General features: G+C 64.1%; 16 protein-coding genes. 7 read left to right on the top strand and 9 right to left on the bottom strand.

The genetic code is table 11. From position 1 onward, the window contains the following. Position 1: 1 nt before the first annotated feature. The 3 genes from N7650_RS06610 to N7650_RS06600 are packed head-to-tail and all read right to left on the bottom strand — an operon-like array spanning position 2 to position 3,164. Entirely contained in the window at positions 2–748 is a 747-nt protein-coding gene (locus N7650_RS06610) for a sugar transferase (protein ID WP_279897531.1), read from the bottom strand. Beyond that, entirely contained in the window at positions 745–1,815 is a 1,071-nt protein-coding gene (locus N7650_RS06605) for an NAD-dependent epimerase (RefSeq protein ID WP_279897530.1), read from the bottom strand. Before N7650_RS06605 ends, N7650_RS06610 begins: the two co-directional genes overlap by 4 nt. Then, entirely contained in the window at positions 1,812–3,164 is a 1,353-nt protein-coding gene (locus tag N7650_RS06600; RefSeq protein ID WP_064304586.1) for a UDP-glucose/GDP-mannose dehydrogenase family protein, read from the bottom strand. Before N7650_RS06600 ends, N7650_RS06605 begins: the two co-directional genes overlap by 4 nt. Positions 3,165–3,560: 396 nt before the next feature. Between N7650_RS06600 and N7650_RS06595 the strand changes: the two genes are divergently transcribed. Further along, complete coding sequence (locus N7650_RS06595; protein ID WP_279897528.1) at positions 3,561–5,252, top strand: sulfatase-like hydrolase/transferase; 1,692 nt, start codon at positions 3,561–3,563, stop codon at positions 5,250–5,252. Positions 5,253–5,349: 97 nt separating this feature from the next. Here N7650_RS06595 and N7650_RS06590 read toward each other — a convergent pair whose 3' ends face one another. The 4 genes from N7650_RS06590 to N7650_RS06575 form a co-directional block, all read right to left on the bottom strand. Beyond that, on the bottom strand, positions 5,350–6,708 hold the full coding sequence (locus N7650_RS06590; RefSeq protein ID WP_279897526.1) for a CoA transferase: 1,359 nt from the start codon (positions 6,706–6,708) through the stop codon (positions 5,350–5,352). Between the two features lie 53 nt (positions 6,709–6,761). Then, positions 6,762–7,175 carry a YbaN family protein gene (locus N7650_RS06585; protein ID WP_279897524.1) on the bottom strand — a complete coding sequence of 138 codons (414 nt, stop codon included), beginning with the start codon at positions 7,173–7,175 and terminating at the stop codon, positions 6,762–6,764. A gap of 56 nt (positions 7,176–7,231) precedes the next feature. Continuing rightward, positions 7,232–7,840, bottom strand: a complete 609-nt coding sequence (locus N7650_RS06580; RefSeq protein WP_279897523.1) for a biliverdin-producing heme oxygenase — start codon at positions 7,838–7,840, stop codon at positions 7,232–7,234. 197 nt (positions 7,841–8,037) lie between these two features. Continuing rightward, the gene (locus N7650_RS06575) at positions 8,038–8,955 is read right to left on the bottom strand and encodes a LysR substrate-binding domain-containing protein (protein WP_064304581.1); all 918 of its coding nucleotides are present in this window, start codon (positions 8,953–8,955) and stop codon (positions 8,038–8,040) included. 146 nt (positions 8,956–9,101) lie between these two features. Between N7650_RS06575 and N7650_RS06570 the strand changes: the two genes are divergently transcribed. Next, positions 9,102–10,475 (top strand): L-serine ammonia-lyase, encoded by a 1,374-nt coding sequence (locus N7650_RS06570; protein WP_279897520.1) that lies wholly within the window; start codon positions 9,102–9,104, stop codon positions 10,473–10,475. A 57-nt stretch (positions 10,476–10,532) separates the two neighbouring features. After that, positions 10,533–11,831: a serine/threonine transporter gene (locus N7650_RS06565; protein WP_279897519.1), complete on the top strand. Its 1,299-nt coding sequence runs from the start codon at positions 10,533–10,535 to the stop codon at positions 11,829–11,831. 90 nt (positions 11,832–11,921) lie between these two features. On the opposite strand, the gene N7650_RS06560 is transcribed toward N7650_RS06565, so the two are convergent. After that, positions 11,922–14,615, bottom strand: coding sequence for a hypothetical protein (locus N7650_RS06560; protein ID WP_279897518.1), 2,694 nt, complete (start codon positions 14,613–14,615; stop codon positions 11,922–11,924). A 344-nt stretch (positions 14,616–14,959) separates the two neighbouring features. On the opposite strand from N7650_RS06560, the gene N7650_RS06555 reads away from it, so the two are divergent. The 3 genes from N7650_RS06555 (at position 14,960) to N7650_RS06545 (ending at position 20,238) form a co-directional block, all read left to right on the top strand. Then, positions 14,960–17,473 (top strand): hypothetical protein, encoded by a 2,514-nt coding sequence (locus N7650_RS06555; RefSeq protein ID WP_279897516.1) that lies wholly within the window; start codon positions 14,960–14,962, stop codon positions 17,471–17,473. Between the two features lie 10 nt (positions 17,474–17,483). Then, on the top strand, positions 17,484–19,448 hold the full coding sequence (locus tag N7650_RS06550; RefSeq protein ID WP_279897515.1) for a GMC oxidoreductase: 1,965 nt from the start codon (positions 17,484–17,486) through the stop codon (positions 19,446–19,448). Between the two features lie 127 nt (positions 19,449–19,575). Next, a complete protein-coding gene (locus tag N7650_RS06545) occupies positions 19,576–20,238 on the top strand; it encodes a DUF3313 domain-containing protein (protein WP_279897514.1) in 663 nt (220 codons plus the stop codon). Between the two features lie 71 nt (positions 20,239–20,309). On the opposite strand, the gene N7650_RS06540 is transcribed toward N7650_RS06545, so the two are convergent. Further along, the gene (locus tag N7650_RS06540) at positions 20,310–20,645 is read right to left on the bottom strand and encodes a hypothetical protein (RefSeq protein ID WP_279897512.1); all 336 of its coding nucleotides are present in this window, start codon (positions 20,643–20,645) and stop codon (positions 20,310–20,312) included. A 508-nt stretch (positions 20,646–21,153) separates the two neighbouring features. Between N7650_RS06540 and N7650_RS06535 the strand changes: the two genes are divergently transcribed. Continuing rightward, a complete protein-coding gene (locus tag N7650_RS06535) occupies positions 21,154–22,251 on the top strand; it encodes a metal-dependent hydrolase (RefSeq protein ID WP_279897510.1) in 1,098 nt (365 codons plus the stop codon). Positions 22,252–22,267: the final 16 nt, after the last annotated feature.

Here is a 22,267-nt window from a genome sequence, read left to right as displayed (position 1 = left end):
CTCAACTTGCTCCGTGGCCAGTGAAGACTTTGAAGGGAGTCTTGAGCAGGATCTTCAGGTCCAGGCTCAGGCTCTGTTCGGCGATGTAGCTGAGGTCAAGCTCGACCCGCTGGTCGAAGTCGATGTCGCTGCGCCCGGAGATCTGCCAGAGTCCGGTCATGCCGGGGTAGATGCTCAGGCGGGCGAGGTGGCTGTCCTTGTAGCGGTAGGCGTTGAACGAGGTAGGTCGGGGGCCTACCAGACGCATCTCGCCGCGCACTACGTTGAACAGGTTGGGCAACTCGTCGAGGCTGCTGCGCCGGAGCCAGCGGCCGATCCGGGTTACCCGCGGGTCATCGTCGATCTTGAAGTCGATGGAGTGGGCACCGTGCTTGTTCAGGTGCCTCAGGGATTCTTTCAACGCCTCGGCCTCGGCGACCATGGTGCGGAACTTGTACATGCCGAAGCAGCGCCCACGGTAACCGGTGCGCCGTTGCACGAAGAACACCGGGCCCGGGCCGCTGGCCTTGACCAGCACCGCGAGTACCAGCAGCAGCGGCGCCAGAAGGATGATCAGGAGCACCGCACCGACGGCGGCGACACAGCGGTTGGTCCGCGACAGGGTCCAGGGCCGGCCGCCGATGCGCCCGGTGAACCAGCCACGGCCCTGCTTGTGCACCGCCGAATCGATGCGCATGCGGTGCTTGGGGTCCATCCGTTTGTCTTCTTGCAGCGCCTGTACCTGGGCGCTTTGCGGTTGTCCGGTCATGACGACCTCCGTTGCTCTGCGGGCGTGGCCCGGTGGATCTGCGCTGGCGTCCCAAGCAGCGGCAGGTAGTGGTCGAGGAACCAGGCGGCGAAGCGCCCGAGCCCTTCATCCAGGGAGATCAGCGGGCTGTAGCCGGTGGCGGCGGCGAGGTCGCTGGCGTCGGCGCAGGTGTCGAGCACATCGCCCGGTTGCAGCGGCAGCAGCTCGATGTGCGCTTTGCGCCCCAGGTGCTTCTCCAGCAGCGCGACGTAGTCGAGCAGGGCCACCGGGCGCTGCCCGCCAATGTTGTACAGGCGCCAGGGCGCGTGGCTGCTGGCCGGGTCCGGATGCAGGGCATCCCAGTCCGGATTGGCCGTCGGCGCCAGGGGTATCAGGCGCACCAGGCTTTCGACGATGTCGTCGATGCAGGTGAAGTCGCGCTGGTGCCGGCCGTGGTTGAACAGGCGCAGCGGTCGGCCCTCATGGATGGCGCTGGCGAACTGGATCGGCGACATGTCGGGCCGGCCCCAGGGGCCGTACACGGTAAAGAAGCGCAGGCCGGTTGCGGCGATGCCGAACAGGTGGCTGTAGCAGTGGGCCATGGCCTCGTTGGCCTTCTTGCTCGCGGCATACAGCGACAACGGATGATCGACGCCGTCACGTACCGAATAGGGCACCCGGCGGTTGGCGCCGTATACCGAACTGGACGAGGCGAACAGCAGGTGTTGCACCGGATGGCGGCGGCAGCATTCGAGGATATTGAGGAAGCCGGCGATATTGCTGTCCAGGTAGGCCCGGGGATTGTCCAGGGAATAGCGCACCCCGGCCTGGGCGGCCAGGTGCACGACGATCTCGGGTTTCTCGCTGGCGAACAGGCGCTCCAGGCCCTCGGCATCGTTGAGGTCGAGGATACGCGGGGCGAAGTCCCCGGCCTGCTGGCGTACCCAGTCGACCCGGGCCACCTTCAACGCCGGGTTGTAATAGGCATTGAAATTGTCCAGGCCGATCACCTGGTGGCCATCGCGCAGCAGGCGCAGCGCGCAATGGGCACCGATGAAGCCGGCAGCGCCGGTCACCAGGACTTTCATGGCGCCGGAACCTCGGGCACGACATGGCGCAGGCCGATGCCGCAATAGTCCAGGCCAAAGGTGGCGACCTGGTCGGGGTTGTACAGGTTGCGGCCGTCGATGATCAGGCGCTGGCGCAGCTTTCTCGCCAGCAGGGTGAAGTCCACCACGCGAAAGTTTTTCCATTCGGTGCAGATCACCAGGGCATCGGCGTCTTCCAGGGTATCGTCGCGGGTCGCGCAGAGGTGCAGGTCCTTGCGGTAGCCGTAAAGGCGCCGGCATTCGGCCATGGCTTCCGGGTCGAAGGCATGCACCGTCGCGCCTTCGGCCCATAGCGCTTCCATCAGGTAGCGGCTGGGCGCCTCGCGCATGTCGTCGGTATTGGGCTTGAAGGCCAGCCCCCAGAGCGCCACCGACCTACCGGCCAGGCTCCCGGGAAAATGCTGCTTGAGCTTGGCGAAGAGGATCTGCCGCTGGCTGTCGTTGATCTCGCTGACGCTCTGCAGCAGGCGCAGCGGCATGCCGTTGTGCTCGGCGGTGTGCAGCAGGGCGCGCAGGTCCTTGGGGAAGCACGAGCCGCCGAAGCCGCAGCCGGGGTAGATGAAGTGATAGCCGATGCGCGGATCGGAGCCGATGCCCTTGCGTACTGCCTCGATATCGGCACCAAGGCGCTCGGTGAGGTTGGCCAGCTCGTTCATGAAGCTGATGCGCGTGGCGAGCATGGCGTTGGCGGCGTACTTGGTCAGCTCGGCGCTGCGGTTGTCCATGAACATCAGCTTTTCATGGTTGCGGCAGAACGGCGCGTAGAGTTCGGTGAGCTGGTCCTGGGCATCGGCGTCGCAGGTGCCGACGATGATCCGGTCGGGGCGCAGGCAGTCGGCGAGGGCGCTGCCCTCCTTGAGGAATTCCGGGTTGGACACCACCCGCACCTTCAGGCCCAGCTTGCCGAGGCGATCGAGTTGTTCGCGGGCCAGTTGCGCCACCTGGTCGGCGGTGCCCACCGGCACCGTGGACTTGATGATCAGGGTACGGTCGCTGTCCATCAGTTCGGTGATCTGCCGGGTGACGCCGAGCACATGGGAGAGATCGGCGGAACCGTCCTCGTCGGGCGGTGTGCCGACGGCGATGAAGATCAGTTCACCATGGTTTACCGCATCGCTGGCCTGGGTGCTGAACAGCAGGCGGCCGTCGCGGATATTGTCCTCGAGCAGGGCCGACAGCCCGGGCTCATGGATCGGCGGCACGCCCTGGCGAAGCTGGCTGATCTTGTGGCTATCGACATCCACGCACAGCACCCGATGGCCGACATCCGCCAGGGCGGCTGCCTGGACCAGACCCACGTAACCCGTACCGAACACACTCACGTCCATTCCGGCGGCCTCGCATGACGTAATGGGGATGTAACAGCGATGTGTGTTGGGTATAGCGCAGGCTGCGGAAAAAGTGTCAAGGGAATGGCATATTTCGCTTAACTTACGTCGCCTGATGCAAGGGTCGTTTTGCCATCAATCCCTTTCAATCCGCGCCTTTGCGTCAAAAAGGTGCTGCAGCGTCATCGGTCAGTTTCTCGATAAACGGTCGAAAGCCGCGCCATGAAAGGCTTTCAGGGGTTACGGGGTAAGCCGTTGGCGATGCTTTCCTTAGTGTTAGTCCCTATTTTTCGGCGCCAAAAAATCGCCATTTATTTGGCAGTCGATAGCTGGAAAGTCCTTCGCTGGCTGGCTACCTTTCGAAAAAACCCGGTTTGGCGAAGGCGGATTCATTCCATGCGCGCATATCTCAAGGGCTTGCTGTTGCTGGGTTACCTGGCCTGTTTTCACGATGCCGTGCTTGAGCGCCTGCAGGCCTTGGGCATGAGCCCGGCGCTGGTGCTCTATGCGGGGGTGTTCGTAGCGCTGGCGCTGGGGTTATGGCTGGCCGCGCAGATCCGCCAGGACGCACTGCGCTGGTTGCTGGCCTTGGTGTTCTTCGCCAGCGCGGTGTTCTTCGATGCCTACACCCGGATCACCGCCAGCTACCTGACCTACAGCGCGTTCATCTCGATGGTCTATTCCGGCGGTTTCATCCAGGAAGCGCTGGTGCAGTACCAGGACGCGATCGTCCTGGCGCTGGCCCGGGGCCTCTTGCTGCTGTTCGGTGTCGGCCTGCGTCCCGGTGCACGACCACGCGTGCCCCGTGGGCTAACGTGGGCGGCACCGCTGTTCGGCCTGTTGCTGCTCACAGCGATCCTGTTCGTCCGTGCCGGAGAGGGCGCGCGCGGGTTGCCGGTGATGTACACGCCGCTGGCCTATCTCAACCTGCTGGCCTACGAAACCCTGCACGACCACGTCGGGGCGCGCCAGCCGGTGAGCCTGGCGCGCAGCGGTCCGCCCATGGCCCGGGACATCGTGCTGCTGATCGACGAAAGCGTGTCCGGCAATTACCTCGACCTCAACACCGCCCATGGCGTGCCAACGCCGCTGACCCAGCCGCACCCGGGGCTGAAGATCTTCAACTTCGGCTACGCCGCCTCCATCGCCAACTGCAGCGCCGACACTAATGTCACCCTGCGCTACGGCGGCACCCGCGCCGATTACCTGCGAATCAACTCGACCCAGCCGTCGATCTGGCAATACGCCCACCAGGCCGGCATGCAGACCGTCTACATCGACGCCCAGCGCACCGGCGGCAACCTGCAGAACCTGATGAGCGAAACCGAAAAGCGCGATATCGATCGCTTCATCCAGTTCGACGACACGCCGGTGCTGCAGCGTGACATGGCGGTCGAGCAACAATTGGCGGAGCTGCTCGGCGACGGCCGGCCGCAACTGATCCTGGTCAACAAGGTCGGGGCGCATTTTCCGGTGCACGACAAATACCCGGACGACTTCCTGCTCTGGCGTCCGGCCTTGCCCCGCGGTCAATACGCCGATATTGCCGATACCGGGCGCCGCGATGGCTTCGCCGGCAACCCGCAGGACTGGGTGTTGTACCGTAATGCCTACCGCAACACCCTGGCGTGGAATGTCGGTGAGTTCTTCAAACGCCTGCTGGCCCAGGCCGATCTCGACCAGGCGGTGCTGCTCTACACCTCGGACCACGGGCAGGACTTGCATGAGCGCGGCAATCCGGGGCTGAACACCCACTGCGACAGTGATCCGGTCATGGAGGAAGGGCTGGTGCCGCTGGTGGTGATCCAGGGCGAGCACGTCAAGGCGCCGGACTGGTCGGCGCATCTGGCGCAGAACCGCGACCGCTCGAGTCACTACAACCTGTTCCCGACCCTGCTGCAATTGCTCGGCTATGACGCGGCCGAGGTGCAGGCGGCCTACGGGCGGCCATTAAGCGTGGCGACGGAGGACGAGTTCAGTTTCAACACACGGTTCAATGCGCGGTTGGGCGCGAGTCCGGTGTTCAAGCGGATCGATCTGGGGCAGGTGGTGGTGCCGGTGGACACGGTGATCGGGAGTCGGGAGTGAGGGTGTTCTTTCGGGCCTCATCGCTGCGGTGCGGCGGTCCGACAAGCCAGCTCCCACACTGTGGGAGCTGGCTTGCCAGCGATGAGGCCGGGATGAGCTACCAACAAGCCTCGGCCGACCCCAGTTCCGAAGCCCCTCGCTCCCAATGCAACGCCGCGCCCACCACCTGCAACGGCGGTTGCAGCCTCTGCGCCGGCCCCCAGGGTGTGTGCTCCCGCCACAGTCCCAGGTCCGCCGTGGTCTCTGCGGCGAGAGGCAGGTCGTCCGGCATGGTGCCTTGTTCCACCAGCCATTTCGCTGTCCTGGCCAGGGACAACCGTGCCATTGTCCCTTGCCCCGTGGCCAGGCGCTGCGCCAGGCCGCGCACGGCAGCCGCCGCCATCAGGTAGCCGGTCGCATGATCCAGCGCCTGCACCGGCAAGGGCACCGGCCGGCTGGCTTGCTGCCAGCGCATGCCAGCATGGGCGATACCCGTGCTCATCTGCACCAGGCTGTCGAAGCCGCGGCGCAACTGCCACGGGCCGCTCCAGCCGTAGGCATTGAGGCTGACATCCACCAGTGCAGGATTGAGTAGCCGGCGCTGCTCGTCGCCATAACCCAGGCGCTCGAGAGCGTCGGCGCGGTAGCCGTGGACGAGGATGTCGGCCTGGGCCAGCAGGCGCTCGAAGATCTTGCGGTCGTCGAAATTGCGCAGGTCGAGGCGGGCGCAGCGCTTGCCGAGGGTGACTTCGGCGACCACCGCAGGCTCGTCCCAGTCCGGCGGGTCGATGCGCAGCACTTCTGCGCCGAAACCGGCAAGCAGGCGGGTGGCAATCGGGCCGGCGAGAATCCGGGTAAGGTCCAGTACCCGCACGCCGGCCAGCGGGCGCTCGGTGTTGCCCGACCAGTTGCGCGAGCCGTCGGCGTCCACCCGTTGGCGGCGGATCAGCGGCTCGGCATTTACCGCCCGGCCCTGGGGATGATCCGACCACTGCTGCCAACCGAGCATCTGCGCTGCGCAGCCACCGCTTTCGACGATGGCCTGTTCCAGTTCCTGGGCCGACCAGGCCAGTACCCGCCGGGCCATGGCCTGGCGATCGGTGGCGGGGCCGAGCACGGCTTCGGCGATCAGGCGATGGTGCGCGGCGTTGGTGTGCAGGCGGATCCAGCCGTCGCGGGTCTGGTAATCGCCGGCGATGGCATCCCACTTGGGTGGCAACTCCCAGCCTTGCGGGCGCAGGCTCGACTCGAACCACATGGCCGCCAGGCGCCTGTCCACCTGGACCTGGCGGCATTCGCCGGCCTGCTGCTCGATCAGTGCCGCCACGGCCAACCCGGCGGCAGCGACGCTGACCCCGGCCATCTCGGTCACGGCGAAGGCCGACGGCAGGCTGCCGGGCGTGGAAAAACGCACCGCGCCGTCCTGCGGGCGTGGCAGGTCGAGGTCATGGGCGATGGCGCCGAGCATGTTCAGCATCGTTGTCCTCCTGGGGTCGAAGGAGACAAGTGAAGTTAATCAGCGCACGCAGGTCAAATACCGCTCGGCTTGGCGGCGGTGGCGGGGAGGGCTTCGGGGCGCGACCAGATCCACAGGTTGCCCAGGGTCATGCCGCCGATCGCCAGCCATACCGGCCAGTGGTGCTCAAGAAACACCAGCATCAGGGTGGCGCATAGCAGCATGCTGAGCGTGGCGCTGACCTTGGCCCGGCGCTGGATCACCTTGCCATTGCGCCAGTTGTGCAGGATCGGCCCGAACAACCGGTGGTTTTCCAGCCAGGCGCTGAGGCGCGGCGAGCTGCGGGTCGCGGCCCAGGCGGCGAAGAGGATGAATTCGGTGGTCGGCAGGCCGGGCACGACGATCGCCACCAGGCCGATGCCCAGGCTCACGTAGGCCAGCAGGCCATAGAGCACGCGGGAAAGCTTCGAGGAAGAGGGTCGGGTCATGGGGTTTGTCGACTGCACGGGGAAATCCGGCCGTCATGATGACGGCCGGAGCATGATCAGGCCAGTTCGGCTTTAGGCGCAGTGGCGTAGGCATGCTTGAGCAGCGCGGTGAAGCGCTCGAAAGCGGCGACCGCGCCCTGTTCGGCGGCGGCTTCTTCCTCGGCGCTCAGTTCCAGGCTGTCGAGGATGCGGCAGAACTGCTTCCAGCCCTCGGCACGGCCACCGGCCGGCTCGCCCAGGTGGCGGGCGCCGAAGTTTTCGTTCAGTTCCAGGGCCACGGCGCGCTTGATCAGGAACGCGGCGCCGAGCTTGGAACCTTCGGAGACGAAGATCCAGCCCATGGCCTGGGCGATGCCCGGGTTGCGCAGCGCGCCCGGGTAGTCGGCGGGCACTTGCGTGTCCAGGTCGGCCAGGTCGAGGCGGGCCTGTTCGGCGCGGCAGCGCTGGGCCAGGTCGGGGACTATGGCGATCAGCCGCGGGTCGGTGTAGAGCGCCTTGAGTTCGTTCTGGAACAGGTACTGGGCAACGACGAAGCGGGCGAAGTTTTCACGGGTTTCGAAAGGTGCGTGGGACTTCACCAGCGCGTCCAGCTCGCTATGCGGCGCATGGGTGATCTGGTTCAGGCGCTGCGAGCGCAGGCTGGCGCGTTCGGTGTTGGCTGTCATCGGGAATTCCTTGCGTGTGGGACGGGCCTTGTAACTAGACGTGCAAGATGACGCGCGACAGTAAAAAAACCTCACCCGCATTCGCGCAAATCTTTTGACTGGCATACGCGTATCTTGTGGGAGCGGGTTCACCCGCGATTGCTATGGTGAAGTCACTACCGCATCGCGGGTGAACCCGCTCCCACAGGGTTTTGCGTTCAGCCAAAGGCCCGGGCCTCTTCCACCAGCCAGTCATGCACCGCCCGAGCACTCGGATGCGCCAGGGTCCCGGCGCTGTACAACAGCACGTAACGCTTGTGATTAGGTACCGGTGCTCCGAACGGCACGATCAGGGTCCCCCGTTCCAGCTCGTCGTTAAGCAACGTACGCCGGGCAATCGCCACGCCGATCCCGGCGATCGCCGCTTCGATGGTCAGGTGGTTGCGGTTGAAGGTATGCCCGCGCCGCACATCCAGCCCTCCGGCGCCGATCGCTTCGAGGTAGAACTCCCACTCCGCATACTCGGAACTGCCGCGCCAGGCGGTGATGTCGTGCAGCAGCGGGTAGTGCACCAGGTCGTTCGGCCCGTGCAGCGGCGGGCGGCCGCGGAGCAGGGCGGGGGAGCAGACCGGGAAGATTTCCTCGTCCAGCAACGGCGTCGAGTACATCCCCGGGTAGCTGCCGTCGTTGAGGTCGATGGCCAGGTCGAAGTCCCCTTCGTGCAAGGCCTGGTTGCTGTCCTCGGCTACCAGGCGCAACTGGATGTCCGGGAAGCGCTGTTGCAGGCGTGGCAACCGCGGGGTCAGCCATTTGGCCAGGAACGAGGGAATCGAGCGCAAACGCAGGGTGCCGCGGATCTCCCCGGCATCCAGGCGCAGGAGCTCGGCTTCGATGCTGCCGTAGGCCTCGTGTACGGTCACGGCCAGGCGCTGGCCTTCGGCGCTCAGTTCCACGCCCCGGGCCCGGCGCAGGAACAGGCGAAAGCCCAGGCGCTCTTCCAGCTGACGGATCTGCTGGCTCACCGCACCGGGGGTGATATGCAGTTCCTCGGCGCAACGGGTAAACGACAGGTGCCGCGCCGCGCAGGAAAACACATGCAGCCAGACATACATCTGGCCATTCATCGATCGCCGCATCGTTTAGTCCTGCTAAAGCCTCGGTTAGAAAGTTTCGTTGGTAGTAGGAAAATTCGCAGGGCAGTATCGCCCAACTTGGCGACACCCCTCAATTTTTTTACCGTGCACCGAAAGGGTTCACCGCTTTCGGGCAGGCAGGCATTAGCATGGCTATCAGTGTTTTCGATCTGTTCAAAATCGGCATCGGTCCGTCCAGTTCCCATACGGTAGGCCCGATGCGCGCCGCTGCGACCTTCGTCGAAGCACTGCGCGCACAGGGGCTGCTGGAAACGGTGACCCGTGTCGAAGTGCGCCTGTACGGGTCGTTGTCGGCGACCGGGGTCGGTCACGCTACCGACCGCGCCTGCCTGCTGGGCCTGATGGGCGAATGGCCGGACCGGATCGATCCGCACTGCATCGGCCCGCGGATCGAACAGCTGCAAAGCACCGGCGTGCTGGTGCTGGGCGGCAGCCGGGCGATCGCCTTCGATAGCCAGCGCGACCTGCTGCTGCTCGACGAGAGCCTGCCATACCACCCCAACGCCATGACCCTGGAAGCCTGCGGCGACAACGGCCTGCTCCTGCAGCAAACCTACTACTCGGTGGGCGGCGGTTTCATCGTCGAGGCGGCGGAAATCGGCGCGGGCCCTGCCGGTCCGCAGGTCGAACTGCCTTACGAATTTTCCAGCGCCGAAGAACTGCTCGCCCTGTGCAAGCGCCACGGCTTGCGGGTCAGCCAGTTGATGATGGCCAACGAGCTGGCCTGGCGCGAGGAAAGCGAGGTACGCGCCGGGCTCCTGCAGCTCTGGGCGGTAATGCGCGAGTGCGTCGCCAACGGCCTGAGCAATGAAGGCATCCTGCCTGGCGGCCTCAAGGTCAAGCGCCGCGCGGCCAGGCTGCACCGCAGCCTGCAGGAGCTGGGCAAGCCCAACGTGATCGGCTCGACGCTCAGCGCCATGGAGTGGGTCAACCTGTTCGCCCTGGCGGTCAACGAGGAAAACGCCGCCGGCGGACGCATGGTCACGGCGCCGACCAATGGGGCGGCGGGGATCATCCCGGCGGTGCTGCATTACTACATGAAGTTCAGCCCCGAAGCCCGTGACGACGACGTGGTCGACTTCCTCCTGGCGGCCGCCTCGGTGGGCATCCTGTGCAAGAAGAACGCTTCCATTTCCGGCGCCGAGGTCGGTTGCCAGGGCGAGGTCGGGTCGGCCTGCGCCATGGCCGCCGCCGGCCTGGCCGATGTCCTGGGCGCTACCCCGGAACAGTTGGAAAACGCGGCGGAAATCGCCCTGGAGCACAACCTTGGACTGACCTGCGATCCGGTCGGCGGCCTGGTCCAGGTGCCGTGCATCGAGCGCAATGCGATCGCCGCGGTCAAGGCGATCAATGCCGTGCAGATGGCCCTGCGTGGCAATGGCGAGCATTTCATTTCCCTGGACCGGGTCATCCGCACCATGCGCGATACCGGCGCCGACATGCATGAAAACTACAAGGAGACCTCCCGCGGCGGCCTGGCCGTCGCTTTTGTCGAGTGTTAAGACCGGCGTCCGGCACAGGCGACGGTGGTTATCAAAAATAATTACAAGGCGATATCGATGACTGATGTAAACAGCACCACTTCATTGCGTGGCGACGCCGCTGCGCCTGCCATTTCCAGCGGCTGGAGCCGCCACGACACCACCTGGGCCCTGGGCCTGTACGGCACCGCCATCGGTGCCGGGGTGCTGTTCCTGCCGATCAACGCCGGGGTTGGCGGTTTCTGGCCGTTGCTGATCCTGGCGCTGCTGGCATTCCCCATGACCTTCTTCGCCCATCGCGGCCTGACCCGTTTCGTCCTGTCCGGGCGCAAGGGCGGCAACGAAGACATCACCGAAGTGGTGGAAGAGCATTTCGGCGCCGGTGCCGGCAAACTGATCACCTTGCTGTATTTCTTCGCCATCTTCCCGATCCTGCTGGTGTACAGCGTGGCGCTGACCAACACCCTGGGCAATTTCCTCGAACACCAGTTGCACGTCACCGCACCGCCCCGGGCGTTGCTGTCGTTGCTGCTGATCTGCGGCCTGATGATCGTGGTGCGCTGTGGGCAGGGCATCATCGTGCGGGTCATGAGCGTGCTGGTGTACCCCTTCGTCGCCGCGCTGCTATTGCTTGCCCTGGGGCTGATTCCCTACTGGAACGGCGCATTCTTCGCCCAGGCCGGCGAAGGCATGAACGCCGGGCTGCTGCTTAAGACACTATGGCTGGCGATTCCGGTCATGGTGTTCGCCTTCAACCACTCGCCGATCATCTCGGCCTTTGCCGTGGCGCAGAAGCGCCAGTATGGCGAGCGTGCCGAGTACAAGAGCGGGCGCATACTGGCGGCCTCGCACCTGATGATGGTGCTGACGGTGATGTTCTTCTGCTTCAGTTGCGTGCTGGCCCTGTCCCCGGCCGACCTGGCGGCGGCCAAGGCGCAGAACATTTCGATCCTGTCGTACCTGGCCAACCATTTCCAGACACCGGTGATCGCCTTCGTTGCGCCGCTGATTGCGCTGGTGGCCATCACCAAGTCCTTCCTCGGCCATTACGTCGGTGCCAGCGAAGGCTTCCAGGGGCTGATCGTAAAAAGCCTGCGCGGTCGTGGTTGCTCGCTGTCGGCCAAGAGCCTGGAGCGGGTAACGGCGCTGTTCATGGTCCTGACCTGCTGGATCGTCGCCACGCTCAACCCGAGCATTCTCGGGATCATCGAGTCCCTCGGCGGACCGGTGATCGCCTGCCTGCTGTTCCTGATGCCGATGTACGCGATCAACAAGGTGCCGTCGTTGCGCCAGTACTCGGGTAAGGCGTCGAACGTGTTCGTGGTGGCGGTGGGGTTGGTTACCCTTTCGGCAATTGCCTATTCGGTTGTTGCCTGATCCGGCCTCATCGCTGCGGTGCGGCGGTCCGACAAGCCAGCTCCCACCCTGTGGGAGCTGGCTTGCCAGCGATAGCGCCCGATCAGCCACCTAATACTCCAGGTACTTCCACAACGCGTCCGCCACCTTCGATTCCTCCTTCCCGTCGCCGAACAAGCGCCGGCCGATCTGCAAGCCTAGCTGCCGATACCCCTCGAACTGCGCCTCGTCGAAGAACTGGTTGGCCGTGCTTTCGTTGGGGAAGGTCGGGTGTTCGCTGGCGTAGTTGAGCAGGTCCACCGGCAGGCCCGCGATCAGGTTCGGCTTGATCAGCAGGATGCGCGAGGTCAGTTGCTGCTGCTTGTTGTGCACGTTCAGGAGAATGGCGCAGCGCCGGTAGTCCGCCTGCTTGCGCTGTTCGCTGTCCAGTTTGAAGTCCTGGATCCGTCCGAAGTACGGGGCCAGTTCCTCGACCTCGAAGATGCCTGGGTCCTCGCTGATTTCCAGCGCCTGGTCGATCCGTGCGAGGCGGATCAGGTTGGCCAGGTCATCGAACTGGTAGGTCGGGTCGGCGCCGCAGTCGCACATCACGATCAGGTCGATCTTGCGGCCTTCGCGGATCAGCTCGTAGCAGGCGGTGTTCTCGAAGTGACCGCCGTCGGAGAGGTACTGGAAGTCGCGGTTCAAGCCGTGGAAGTGCGCGGTGATTTCATAGAACAGGTAATGCTGGGTGGTCAGGGTGCGCTCGCGCAGGGTATCGCGGGGAGTACGCAGGCCGCTGTCCTTTTCACCGTTCTGCAGGAAGTCCGCCGGCCACCAGGTGCCCAGGCGCACATTCGCCAGGCCGAAGGCCAGGGATGTACCGAGAGCTGTAGCGCGGCCCAGACCGGTAGAGAACGCTGCACCGGATGTGGCGACCCAGTGGGCCAGGCTGAGCTTTTGGAAGATTTCCCCGCAAGGCGGTTGTGTGGCGCGCTGCCGTGGCTCACCGTCGAGAATGTAGCTGACGCTGGCGTCGCCGTAGCGTCCGGATGGGGCAAGGCATAAGGGTTTTCCCTTGCGATCGCGCTGAACGAGCTGCTCGGCCGGGTCTACGGTCTGGTTCAAGGTCACGTTGATCAAATGCACCGGGGCACAGGAAGTATTGCTGTAGTAATCCTCGATGCTCACGTCGTCTCCGGGCAGCGTCTCGGCGACGCTTAGCAGGCGGCGGCGCTGTTTGCGCGTCTTGCCGGAAAATCGCAGGCCGTTTGAGGCACCCAGGTAAGCCCGGGCCAAACGAGCCCGGTAGAACGACTGCCAGGACGACAGGTTAAGAAAACCGATGAACTTGCCTGATCCCAGGCTGAATAGCCCCGCCAGGACAGTCAGGCCAAGCAGGCGTGCCCAGGCATGGATGTCGCCAAACCAGTCGCCGGTATAGCGCACGTATTGCACTAGAAGTCCCCAGAACAGGGACACCAGCATGAGAATGAGTACACCTGCAGCGCCAGCAATCACACTGATCGGCAGCTTGCTCAACCAGCCTGGCTTGGCCTTGTCGTCCGTGGCCACGGAAACCCAGCGTACCAGGGCGATCAATAGTGGCAAGAGAGCACCACCGGAAATCAGCGGCCCCTGTTCTTGCCACAGGCGAAGGAACAGCCAATCGCTGAGCCATGGAACCAGTGCAAAGAACAGGCTGGCCAAGGTGAATATAAGTGCCGTGGCGAGCCGCCGTGTAATTAGAACGCGGTATGTCGCGACGGTATTATGTCGGGCCAGGAGTTTATCCGGGCTTGCTCGTCCACGACCGAGGTAGCGGCACAACAACAGGCAGTAGGTCAAGCCAGCCAGGCATACCAGGCCAAACAGCACCATCAGCACGCGCAAATCTCCACCGATCCAGGGAGCACGGGCGCCGAGCAGGATCATCGCCACGCCCGCAAGTGCATAGAGCCCGGTAGCAAGGTTGAATGGATGGGGCGAATCGTCGTCGTTTTGTCGCCGGTAAACCATCCAGTACGCCAGCATCAGCGGCAGTATTGCCAACACGATCAACGCGATAGGCAACCACCACAGCGAACCGCAGACCACCTGCGCGGCGCTCAACGGGAGGAAGGCCCCGATGGGCGAGCACAACGGACTGAGGCTGATCACTTCCTGCAGCAGCACTGCCAGAGCCAGGCCGAACAACAGCGGCATGCCGATGACCATGTGCACCGCCAGCAGGTTGCGCAGCGACATGCCGAGCACATAGAACAGGTCGCCGCCACCGCCAGGGGTGAGGTAGCGACCGTTTTCCCGTAGCCAGCCCAGCGGCGCCGCGCCAACCGGCTGGCGGCGATAGTCGCCGCCGGTGTGGATGCGTCCCGGTGGCTCGTAGTCGAGGGTTTCGTAGGCCTGCCGGGCCGCCTGGCGCTTGGCGTCGTTGCTGGGCGCGGACTCGCCGGCGCCGATGACGCCGGTGTTCTCCCGATCGCGCAGGCGTCCTGGAAGGAACAGGCTGCCAAGAAACGAGCCGAAGTAACCGCCGCCGCTGACGGTCGACAGGTAGTCGAAGCGTGGCAACAGGCGCTTGCCCAGGTCGCCGGCCTTGCCGTCGTCGTTCGCTTCCGGCCGCGCGCCAGGTGCCTTGGCCCGGGCCAGGGCCTGGACCACGCCCAGGCAGAAGGTGGCGCTGCGAATGCCACCCCCGGACAGGGCCAAGGCCAGGCGCTTGCCGCCGGTTGGCAGCCCGAGCAAGCGATGACGCTCGGTGATGCGCGCCTGTTCGGCGCTGAATTGGGTGTCTTGATCGGTGCTGACCGTTTCTTGCCTGTCCATGTGCCGTCCCGCCGATGGGTGGAGATGCTTCCCTTGGCGCTGGAGTGTAGAGCAAGGAAATAGCCACTTGCCACCACTGTGAACCCCATCACAAAAGCCCTGCACGCAAACCTATGAGCAGGTGCGATAAGCCGCCGGTTTTCATAACCAAATGAAAGCAATATGCCATCACGTAATGGCATATGCTTTAGGTGCTGTAAAGGAGTTGTAACCAACTGGTCTGCCGCCCAACCGAGCGCGGCGGGCAATGCATTCAGTTGAGATCGGCCAACCGGACCGGCCGCAATAACGTGTTCCTCAAGGACAGAAGGGACCGGTCTGCACGTTTTGCAAGGAGCAAACGCATGACACCCGTGAAGCTGATGTTGAGCCTCTTTCTTCCCTTGGTGCTGTTGCAGGGGTGTTCCGATAAACCGAAGAACCCTTGCGGTGACCAACCCGGCAAGATCCTTGACGAAGCCCAGTGCGTCGGCCGTGATGCCGACAGCCTGAAGGGCGCCGACGAGGATTACTTCGCCGACATGGACTATGGCGTTTCGAAGCAACCGGCGCTGCTGGTGGACCGCCTCTCGCCCTTCATCCCCGGTATTACCCAGCAGCAGGCGGTGGACGCCTTCGCCCGCGGGCGCAACAACTGGATCGTCTGGACCGCCGGCAACGATGCCCTGTGGGACAAGCTCTCGCGTGACAGCGTCGGCAACCTGGACTTCCTCAAGACCATCTCCAACCATCCGTCGCTGGCCGCCAACCGCAGCAACCGCTGGCAGTACCTGGGCGTGGTCAACGAGCCGTGCTACGTCAAGGGCGAAGGCCCGCGCGAAGACCGCCATGGCCTGTGGCTGGATACCCGTGACCCGTCCTGCGCCCCCGACCCGTTCGAGAACGAAGCCAAGTACCCGGGCGTGAAGATCGGTGCCCGTGGTAAGAACATCGAGACCGGCTCCTACTACGGCTACGGCACCGGCATCGTCGGCCTGCGCCTGTTCCCCAACCCGGACTTCGACGAGAAAGCGCAGAAGCACTGGGATCCCAAGCGCTACTACGAAGACCCCAGCTACTACAACGACAGCAAGCTGGTGAAGCCGTATCGCGTCGGCATGTCCTGCGGGTTCTGCCACGTCGGGCCGAACCCGACCAATCCGCCGGCCAACCCGGAAAGCCCGGCCTGGGCCAACCTCAACTCCAACCCGGGGGCGCAGTATTTCTGGGTGGATCGCATTTTCATGTGGCAGAAGGACGACAGCAGCTTCCCGCACCAGTTGTTCCACACCTCGCGGCCGGGGGCCCTGGATACCTCGCTGGTGTCCACCGACTACATCAACAACCCGCGGACCATGAACGCCGTCTACAACCTCAAGGCGCGCATCGAGCTGGCCGCGCACCTGGGCAAGGAGACCCTCAAGGGTGGCGACCTGAACAATAAGCAGTTCAACGAGGTGCCGGGCATTCCTGCCGACAGCCCGCTGATGCAGTTCTACAAGAAACCGGACACCGTGTTCACCCCGCGGGTGCTCAAGGACGGTGCCGACTCGGTGGGTGCCCTGGGTGCCTTGAACCGGGTGTTCGTCAATATCGGCCTGTTCAGCGAGGAATGGACGCAGCACTTCCGGCCGTTGATCGGTGGCAAGCCGATCACCCCGTTCACCATCGAGACCGCCCGCAAGAACTCGGCCTTCTGGCGTGCCAACGAAGCACAGACGCCTGACCTGGCGCTGTTCTTCCTCGCTTCGGCGACCCCGGACTACCTCAAGAGCGCACCCGGCGGCGAGCAGCATCTGCAAGCCTCGCCGGCGCAACTGGAGCGGGGCAAGGAAGTCTTCGCCGAAACCTGCGCGCGCTGCCACTCCAGCAAGCTGCCGGAAAAAGCCTGGGCGAAGTTCCCGGACAACGGCTGCGTCAACGGCAACTACCTCAAGTGCTGGAACGACTACTGGAGCTACAGCAAGACGCCGGAGTTCAAGAGCGCGATGCGCGACATCGTGAAAAAGGATGACTTCCTCACCGACAACTTCCTCTCCACCGAACTGCGCGTGCCGGTAACCCTGCTCGAAACCAACGCCTGCAGCCCGCTGGCAACCAACGCCCTGGCCGACAACATCTGGGACAACTTCTCTTCCGAGTCGTACAAGCAGTTGCCGGCGGTGGGCAAGATGCTGGTGCAGAACCCCTACACCGGCGAGGCGCGGGAATACGAGATGCCGGGTGGCGGTCGGGGCTACACCCGTCCGGCGTCGCTGGTCAGCGTCTGGTCGACGGCGCCGTTGTTCCTCAACAACGCCCTCGGCCCGTTCAAGTGGACCGGCACCGTGGATGATCGCATCGCCTCGTTCGACAGCTCCATCGAGATGCTGCTGTGGCCGGAAAAACGCCAGGGCAACTTCCAGGTGGTCACCCGTTCCGGCCTGACTCACCCGGGCACCATCGATACCACCACTGAAACCAGCTACCTGCGCGTGAGCAGCGGCTACCTGCCGAAGTTCCTGCAGGACCTGCAAGGCGTGCTGACCCGCTGGCTGCCGTGGCTGTTCGGCGACGACGGCATCCAGATCGGACCTATCCCGCAGGGTACGCCAGTGAGCCTGCTGTCCAACATCGACCTGGAGAAACGTGACCAGGTGCTCGACCTGCTGGTGAAGATCAAGCACGACCTCAAGCAACTGCCGCCGGGCGCCAGCGACGAGGAAGCGCGCAAGGTCTTCAAGCGCCTGGTCAAGCCGCTGCTGGAAGTGAGCAAGTGCCCGGACTACGTGGTCGACAAGGGCCATTACTTCGGCACGAAATTCCTCCAGGACAAGGACGAGCAGCCGCTTAGCGACGACGACAAGCGCGCGTTGATCTCCCTGCTGAAAACCTTCTGAGGCCGCTGTCATGACTGACCAGACTGAATACGAATACATAGTGGTCGGCTCCGGCGCCGGCGGCGGCACCCTGGCCGCGCGCCTGGCCGAGGAGGGCCGGCGCGTGCTGGTTCTGGAGTCGGGCAGCGATCCGGTGGCCAAGGGCGACGACACGGGCCTGCCGGAGCAGTACCAGGTGCCGGCGTTCCATCCGCGCTCCACCGAGAACAACGCCATGCGCTGGGACTTTTTCGTGCGCCACTACAGCAGCGACGCACGCCAGTTGCAGGACCCCAAGTTCACCCGCAGCTACGAAGGCGAAACCGTCGATGGTGTGCTGTACCCGCGTGCCAGCTGCCTCGGCGGCTGCACTGCGCACAACGCGATGATCACCGTCTACCCGCATAACCAGGACTGGGACCATATCGCCCGGATCACCGGCGATGCGTCCTGGAAGGCCAGCGCCATGCGCGAGCATTTCCAGCGCCTGGAGAACTGTCACCACCGGCCGTTCCAGCGGTTTCTCTCGTGGTTCGGCTTCAATCCGTCGCGGCATGGCTTCAAGGGCTGGCTGCACACGGAGAAGGCGGTGCCCGAAGCGGTGATCGACGATTTCTCGCTGGTGCGCTCCATCGTCAAGTCGGCCAAGCAGGCCTTCGAGACCCTGGCCGAGCCGCTCAAGCGCATCGGTTGGCAGTTGCAGGGTGTTGGCGACCCCAACGACTGGCGCCTGGTCAAGGACGAGGCGATCGGCCTGCGCTACCCGCCGCTCGCTACCCACAAGCACCACCGCATGGGCACCCGCGAGCGCCTGCTCGACGTGCAGCAGCGCTTCCCCGATAACCTGCACATCGAGCTGGATGCGCTGGTCACCAGGGTGCTGCTGGACGATGAGCAACGCGCCTATGGCGTGGAGTACATCAAGGGCTCGCGGATGTACCAGGCTTGCACCTTGCCGCGCAACCCGACCTCGAGCGGCGAGTTGCGCCAGGTCCGGGCCAGCCGCGAGGTGATTCTCGCCGGTGGTGCCTTCAACACCCCGCAGCTGCTCATGCTGTCCGGCATCGGCCCGCGCGAGGTGCTGGAATCGGTGGGCGTGCCGGTGCGGGTCGAGCTGCCCGGGGTCGGGCGCAACCTGCAGGACCGCTACGAAGTGGGGGTGGTCAATCGCATGAACTTCGAGAACTGGGAAGTCCTCGAAGGCGCGCGCTACGAGAAAGGCGACCCGCAGTACGAGGAGTGGGCCAAGGGCAAGATCGGGGTGTACTCCACCAACGGCGCGGTGCTGGCGGTGATCAAGAAGTCGCTCAAGCAACGGCCGCTGCCGGACCTGTTCTGCTTTTCGCTGCTGGCGCTGTTCCGCGGGTACTTCCCGGGTTATTCGAAGCTGATCGTGGAAAAGCTCAACTACCTGACCTGGGCGGTGCTCAAGGCGCACACCAACAACACCGCCGGCTACGTCACCCTGCGCTCGAAGGACCCGGCGCAGACGCCGATGATCAACTTTCGCTATTTCGAGGAGGGTAACGACACCAAGGGCGAAGATTTGCAGTCGGTGGTCGAGGGCATCAAGTTCGTGCGCAACCTGGCCAAGCCATTGAAGGAGGCCAGGCTCATAGCCGAGGAAGAGCTGCCAGGCGATGCGGTGCAGACCGACGAGCAATTGAAGGAGTACGTGATGAACCAGGCCTGGGGCCACCACGCCTCCTGCACCTGCCCGATCGGTGCCGCCAATGACCCGATGGCGGTACTCGACAGCGCCTTCCGGGTGCGCGGAACCAGCAACCTGCGGGTGGTGGACGCCTCGATCTTCCCGAAGATCCCAGGCTTCTTCATCGTCACCTCGATCTACGTCGCGGCGGAAAAGGCCGCCCAGGTGATCCTCGCCGATGCGGCCCGTCCGCAGGCGCGGCAGGTGGCCGGGGCAGGGCGGGCGAGCAAGGCGGCCGATAGCCTGGACAGCACCGTGGAGGCCATGGTCAGCCCGAAAAGCTGACGCTGCGCATGTTTTGCGGATCTGCCCCGGTTTTCCCGGGGCAAGCCGCAGAAGCTGGGCTATACCTAAACCCGCTGGCGTGGTGCCAGCGGGTTTTTTCCATGGATTTCCGTAGTGGGGAGCACTTATGAAAGTCGCACTAGCGATTGGCCTGAGCTCGTTGCTGCTTGCCGGTTGCGCCAGCAACCTCAGCAAGCCGGAGGATTACTCGGGCTTTCTCAAAGACTACAGCCGCCTGAAGGAAGCGAAATCACCGTCCGGCGCGCCGGTGATGCGCTGGATCGACCCGCAACTGGACAGCAAGGCCTACACCAGCGTGTATATCGAGCCGAGCCAGTTCTATCCGAAGCCGGCGCCGACCGCGCAGATTCCGGCAACTACCCTCAAGGGCATCACCGACTACTACGACCAGGCGCTCAAGCGCGAGCTGGGTAAATCCTTGCCGTTGGCGAGCAAGCCCGGGCCGGGTGTGATCGTGGTGCGTCCGGCGATCACAGCGGTGAGCAGTGATGTGGAAGGGCTCAAGCCCTATGAAGTGATTCCCATCGCCCTGGTGGTGGCGGCCGCGAGCACGGCTGCCGGCAGCCGCGACCGGCAGGCCGAAATCGCCACCGAGGCAGCATTCCTCGACGGCGGCAACCAGAAGGTCGTGGCCCAGGTGGTGCGCAAGGGCACTGGCAAGGAACTGGAAAACGACAAGACCGTACTGCGCCCGGACGATGTCCGCCAGGTCATCGATGGCTGGGCGATCGACCTGCATCAATCCTGGCTGAAGCTGAAAGGTAAATAGAACAGTTCCAAAGCACGACGCGGACCCTGTGGGAGCGGGTAAACCCGCTCCCACAGGGTCCGCGCCAGGTATTAGAACTGTTCCAGGCCCTGCCGCTTGACCGCCTTCAACAACGAAGCCACCAACGCCTGCGAGATCTCCAGCGACTGCTGCGTACCCCACAGCAGATCACCATATTTGCGGTCCGCCAGGTCGCACATCTGGGCATTGGTTTCCGCCGCCGACTTCAAGGCAATCGCCAGATGTTCGAGGGCATCGCCGATATCGACGCCATCGCAGACGGCAAAGAGGGGCGGGTGGTGGTTCTGGCAGGTGGCGAAGTGGGTGTGGACGGTGGTGAGGCGAGGGTATGCCGCGGAGGGTGGATCAGGTACCAGTTTTTTCATTTCTGTCTCCAGTGTGTTCATCCGTTACCACCACCTCCTCGCTGTCAAACGAATGAGGTGGCAGCTGTACGCGGGTTGACAGACCAGGACACTGAAGACGCAAACCTGGCGCACCCGAAGGTGCCCACACGTACAGCCGCCATAACGGACCACGTGCGTCTTCTGAATGTGTCGCAGCCTGTCAAAGCTGGTCGCTGTATATGCAACGACCGGCGGAGACTAGGCGCAGATTCCGAAGTGCGCAACGGCTGAAAGCGCGCGGGAGTATGCTTGGGAAATTGCCTACAAGAAAGTCGGAAATTACGCGCTTTTCGTAGCTTTATATGACACCTGATGGACATGTTTGGCCTGAACTGGCCCTATCGCTGGCAAGCCAGCTCCCACAGGGACCGCGTGCACCACTGAACCTGTGGGAGCTGGCTTGCCAGCGATGAGGCCCTGAAGTACACCCAAGTCTCCGGACAGGATGCTTTCCTGCCTGTCACTGAGCTAGCATCTGTCCTTTGTCCCTTGCTCAAGGAAAAAGCCATTGGATTCATTGACCCAAGCAGTTCTGGGTGGCGCCATCCAGGGCGCGGTGCTGGGTAAGGTACAAGGGCGGCGATCGTTGCTCTACGGTGCGCTGCTGGCAACCCTGCCGGACCTCGATGTCGCCATCCGCTACGCCGACCCCGTGTCGAGCATGACCTTCCACCGCGGTTTTTCCCATTCCCTGTTCGTTCTCACCGGCCTGGCCCTGCTGCTGACCTGGCTGGTCCTGCTGCTGGTACGCCGCCGTCCCGATACCGGCTACAGCGGGCCGCGGCTGTTCCTCGGCCTGTGGCTGGTGCTGGTCACCCATCCGTTGCTGGATGCCTTCACCGTCTACGGCACGCAACTGTTCTGGCCGTTGCAGCCCACGCCGCAAAGCTGGGCGGCGGTGTTCATCATCGATCCGCTGTATACGTTGCCGCTGTTGTTCGGGGTGATCTATGCCGCGTTCAAGGGCTTCAGCGGACGCGCCGCCCAGGTGCTCGGCGTACTGCTGTTGCTGAGCACGGTTTACCTGGGCTTCGGCCTGCTCTCGAAGAACATTGCCGAACAGCGTTTCCATGCCGCCCTGCGCGCCCGGGACATCGATGTCACCCAACTGCGTGCGCTGCCGATGCCGTTCAACACGCTGCTATGGCGGGTTGTGGCGAAGACGCCGGAGGGCGACTACTACGAGGGCGTCAGCAGCCTGTTCGACGACGACCCGCCGGAATGGCAGCGCCAGCCACTCAATCTGGAAGCGGCCAGGGTGCTGGAAGGCTCGCCCTTGTACGAGCGCCTGCGCTGGTTCACCGGCGACTGGCTGCGCTATGACGTGGTCGGTGATGCATTGGTGGTCAGCGACCTGCGCATGGGCATTCCGGGCAACTACACCTTCCGCTTCCGCATGGCGACTTGCGATGGGGAGGGGCAATGGCAGGTGCAGACGCCAGTATCGTGGCCGGGGGCGGGGGGGGATTCGATGCGCAACCCCGACGCGCTGAAGCGGATCATGACGCGGATCTTCCAGCAGCAACCGCCGTTGCCGCTGGAGCAATGGAGCCGGGAGTACCTGGATGGGCCGGCTGCGGATCCGGGGTGTGGTCTACGCGAGTGATGTTGGTACCACTGGC

The organism is Pseudomonas sp. GD04058, assembly GCF_029836855.1.
In the GTDB taxonomy this organism is placed as follows: Bacteria; Pseudomonadota; Gammaproteobacteria; order Pseudomonadales; family Pseudomonadaceae; genus Aquipseudomonas; species Aquipseudomonas bharatica.
The sequence above is the reverse complement of the archived record's forward strand: the minus strand, read 5'-3'. Positions and strand labels throughout refer to the sequence as shown.

Coding starts and splice junctions, on each gene's coding strand:
- N7650_RS06610 (WP_279897531.1), bottom strand. CDS start 748: ATGACCGGACAACCGCAAAGCGCCCAGGTACAGGCGCTGCAAGAAGAC.
- N7650_RS06605 (WP_279897530.1), bottom strand. CDS start 1,815: ATGAAAGTCCTGGTGACCGGCGCTGCCGGCTTCATCGGTGCCCATTGC.
- N7650_RS06600 (WP_064304586.1), bottom strand. CDS start 3,164: ATGGACGTGAGTGTGTTCGGTACGGGTTACGTGGGTCTGGTCCAGGCA.
- N7650_RS06595 (WP_279897528.1), top strand. CDS start 3,561: ATGCGCGCATATCTCAAGGGCTTGCTGTTGCTGGGTTACCTGGCCTGT.
- N7650_RS06590 (WP_279897526.1), bottom strand. CDS start 6,708: ATGCTGAACATGCTCGGCGCCATCGCCCATGACCTCGACCTGCCACGC.
- N7650_RS06585 (WP_279897524.1), bottom strand. CDS start 7,175: ATGACCCGACCCTCTTCCTCGAAGCTTTCCCGCGTGCTCTATGGCCTG.
- N7650_RS06580 (WP_279897523.1), bottom strand. CDS start 7,840: ATGACAGCCAACACCGAACGCGCCAGCCTGCGCTCGCAGCGCCTGAAC.
- N7650_RS06575 (WP_064304581.1), bottom strand. CDS start 8,955: ATGCGGCGATCGATGAATGGCCAGATGTATGTCTGGCTGCATGTGTTT.
- N7650_RS06570 (WP_279897520.1), top strand. CDS start 9,102: ATGGCTATCAGTGTTTTCGATCTGTTCAAAATCGGCATCGGTCCGTCC.
- N7650_RS06565 (WP_279897519.1), top strand. CDS start 10,533: ATGACTGATGTAAACAGCACCACTTCATTGCGTGGCGACGCCGCTGCG.
- N7650_RS06560 (WP_279897518.1), bottom strand. CDS start 14,615: ATGGACAGGCAAGAAACGGTCAGCACCGATCAAGACACCCAATTCAGC.
- N7650_RS06555 (WP_279897516.1), top strand. CDS start 14,960: ATGACACCCGTGAAGCTGATGTTGAGCCTCTTTCTTCCCTTGGTGCTG.
- N7650_RS06550 (WP_279897515.1), top strand. CDS start 17,484: ATGACTGACCAGACTGAATACGAATACATAGTGGTCGGCTCCGGCGCC.
- N7650_RS06545 (WP_279897514.1), top strand. CDS start 19,576: ATGAAAGTCGCACTAGCGATTGGCCTGAGCTCGTTGCTGCTTGCCGGT.
- N7650_RS06540 (WP_279897512.1), bottom strand. CDS start 20,645: ATGAACACACTGGAGACAGAAATGAAAAAACTGGTACCTGATCCACCC.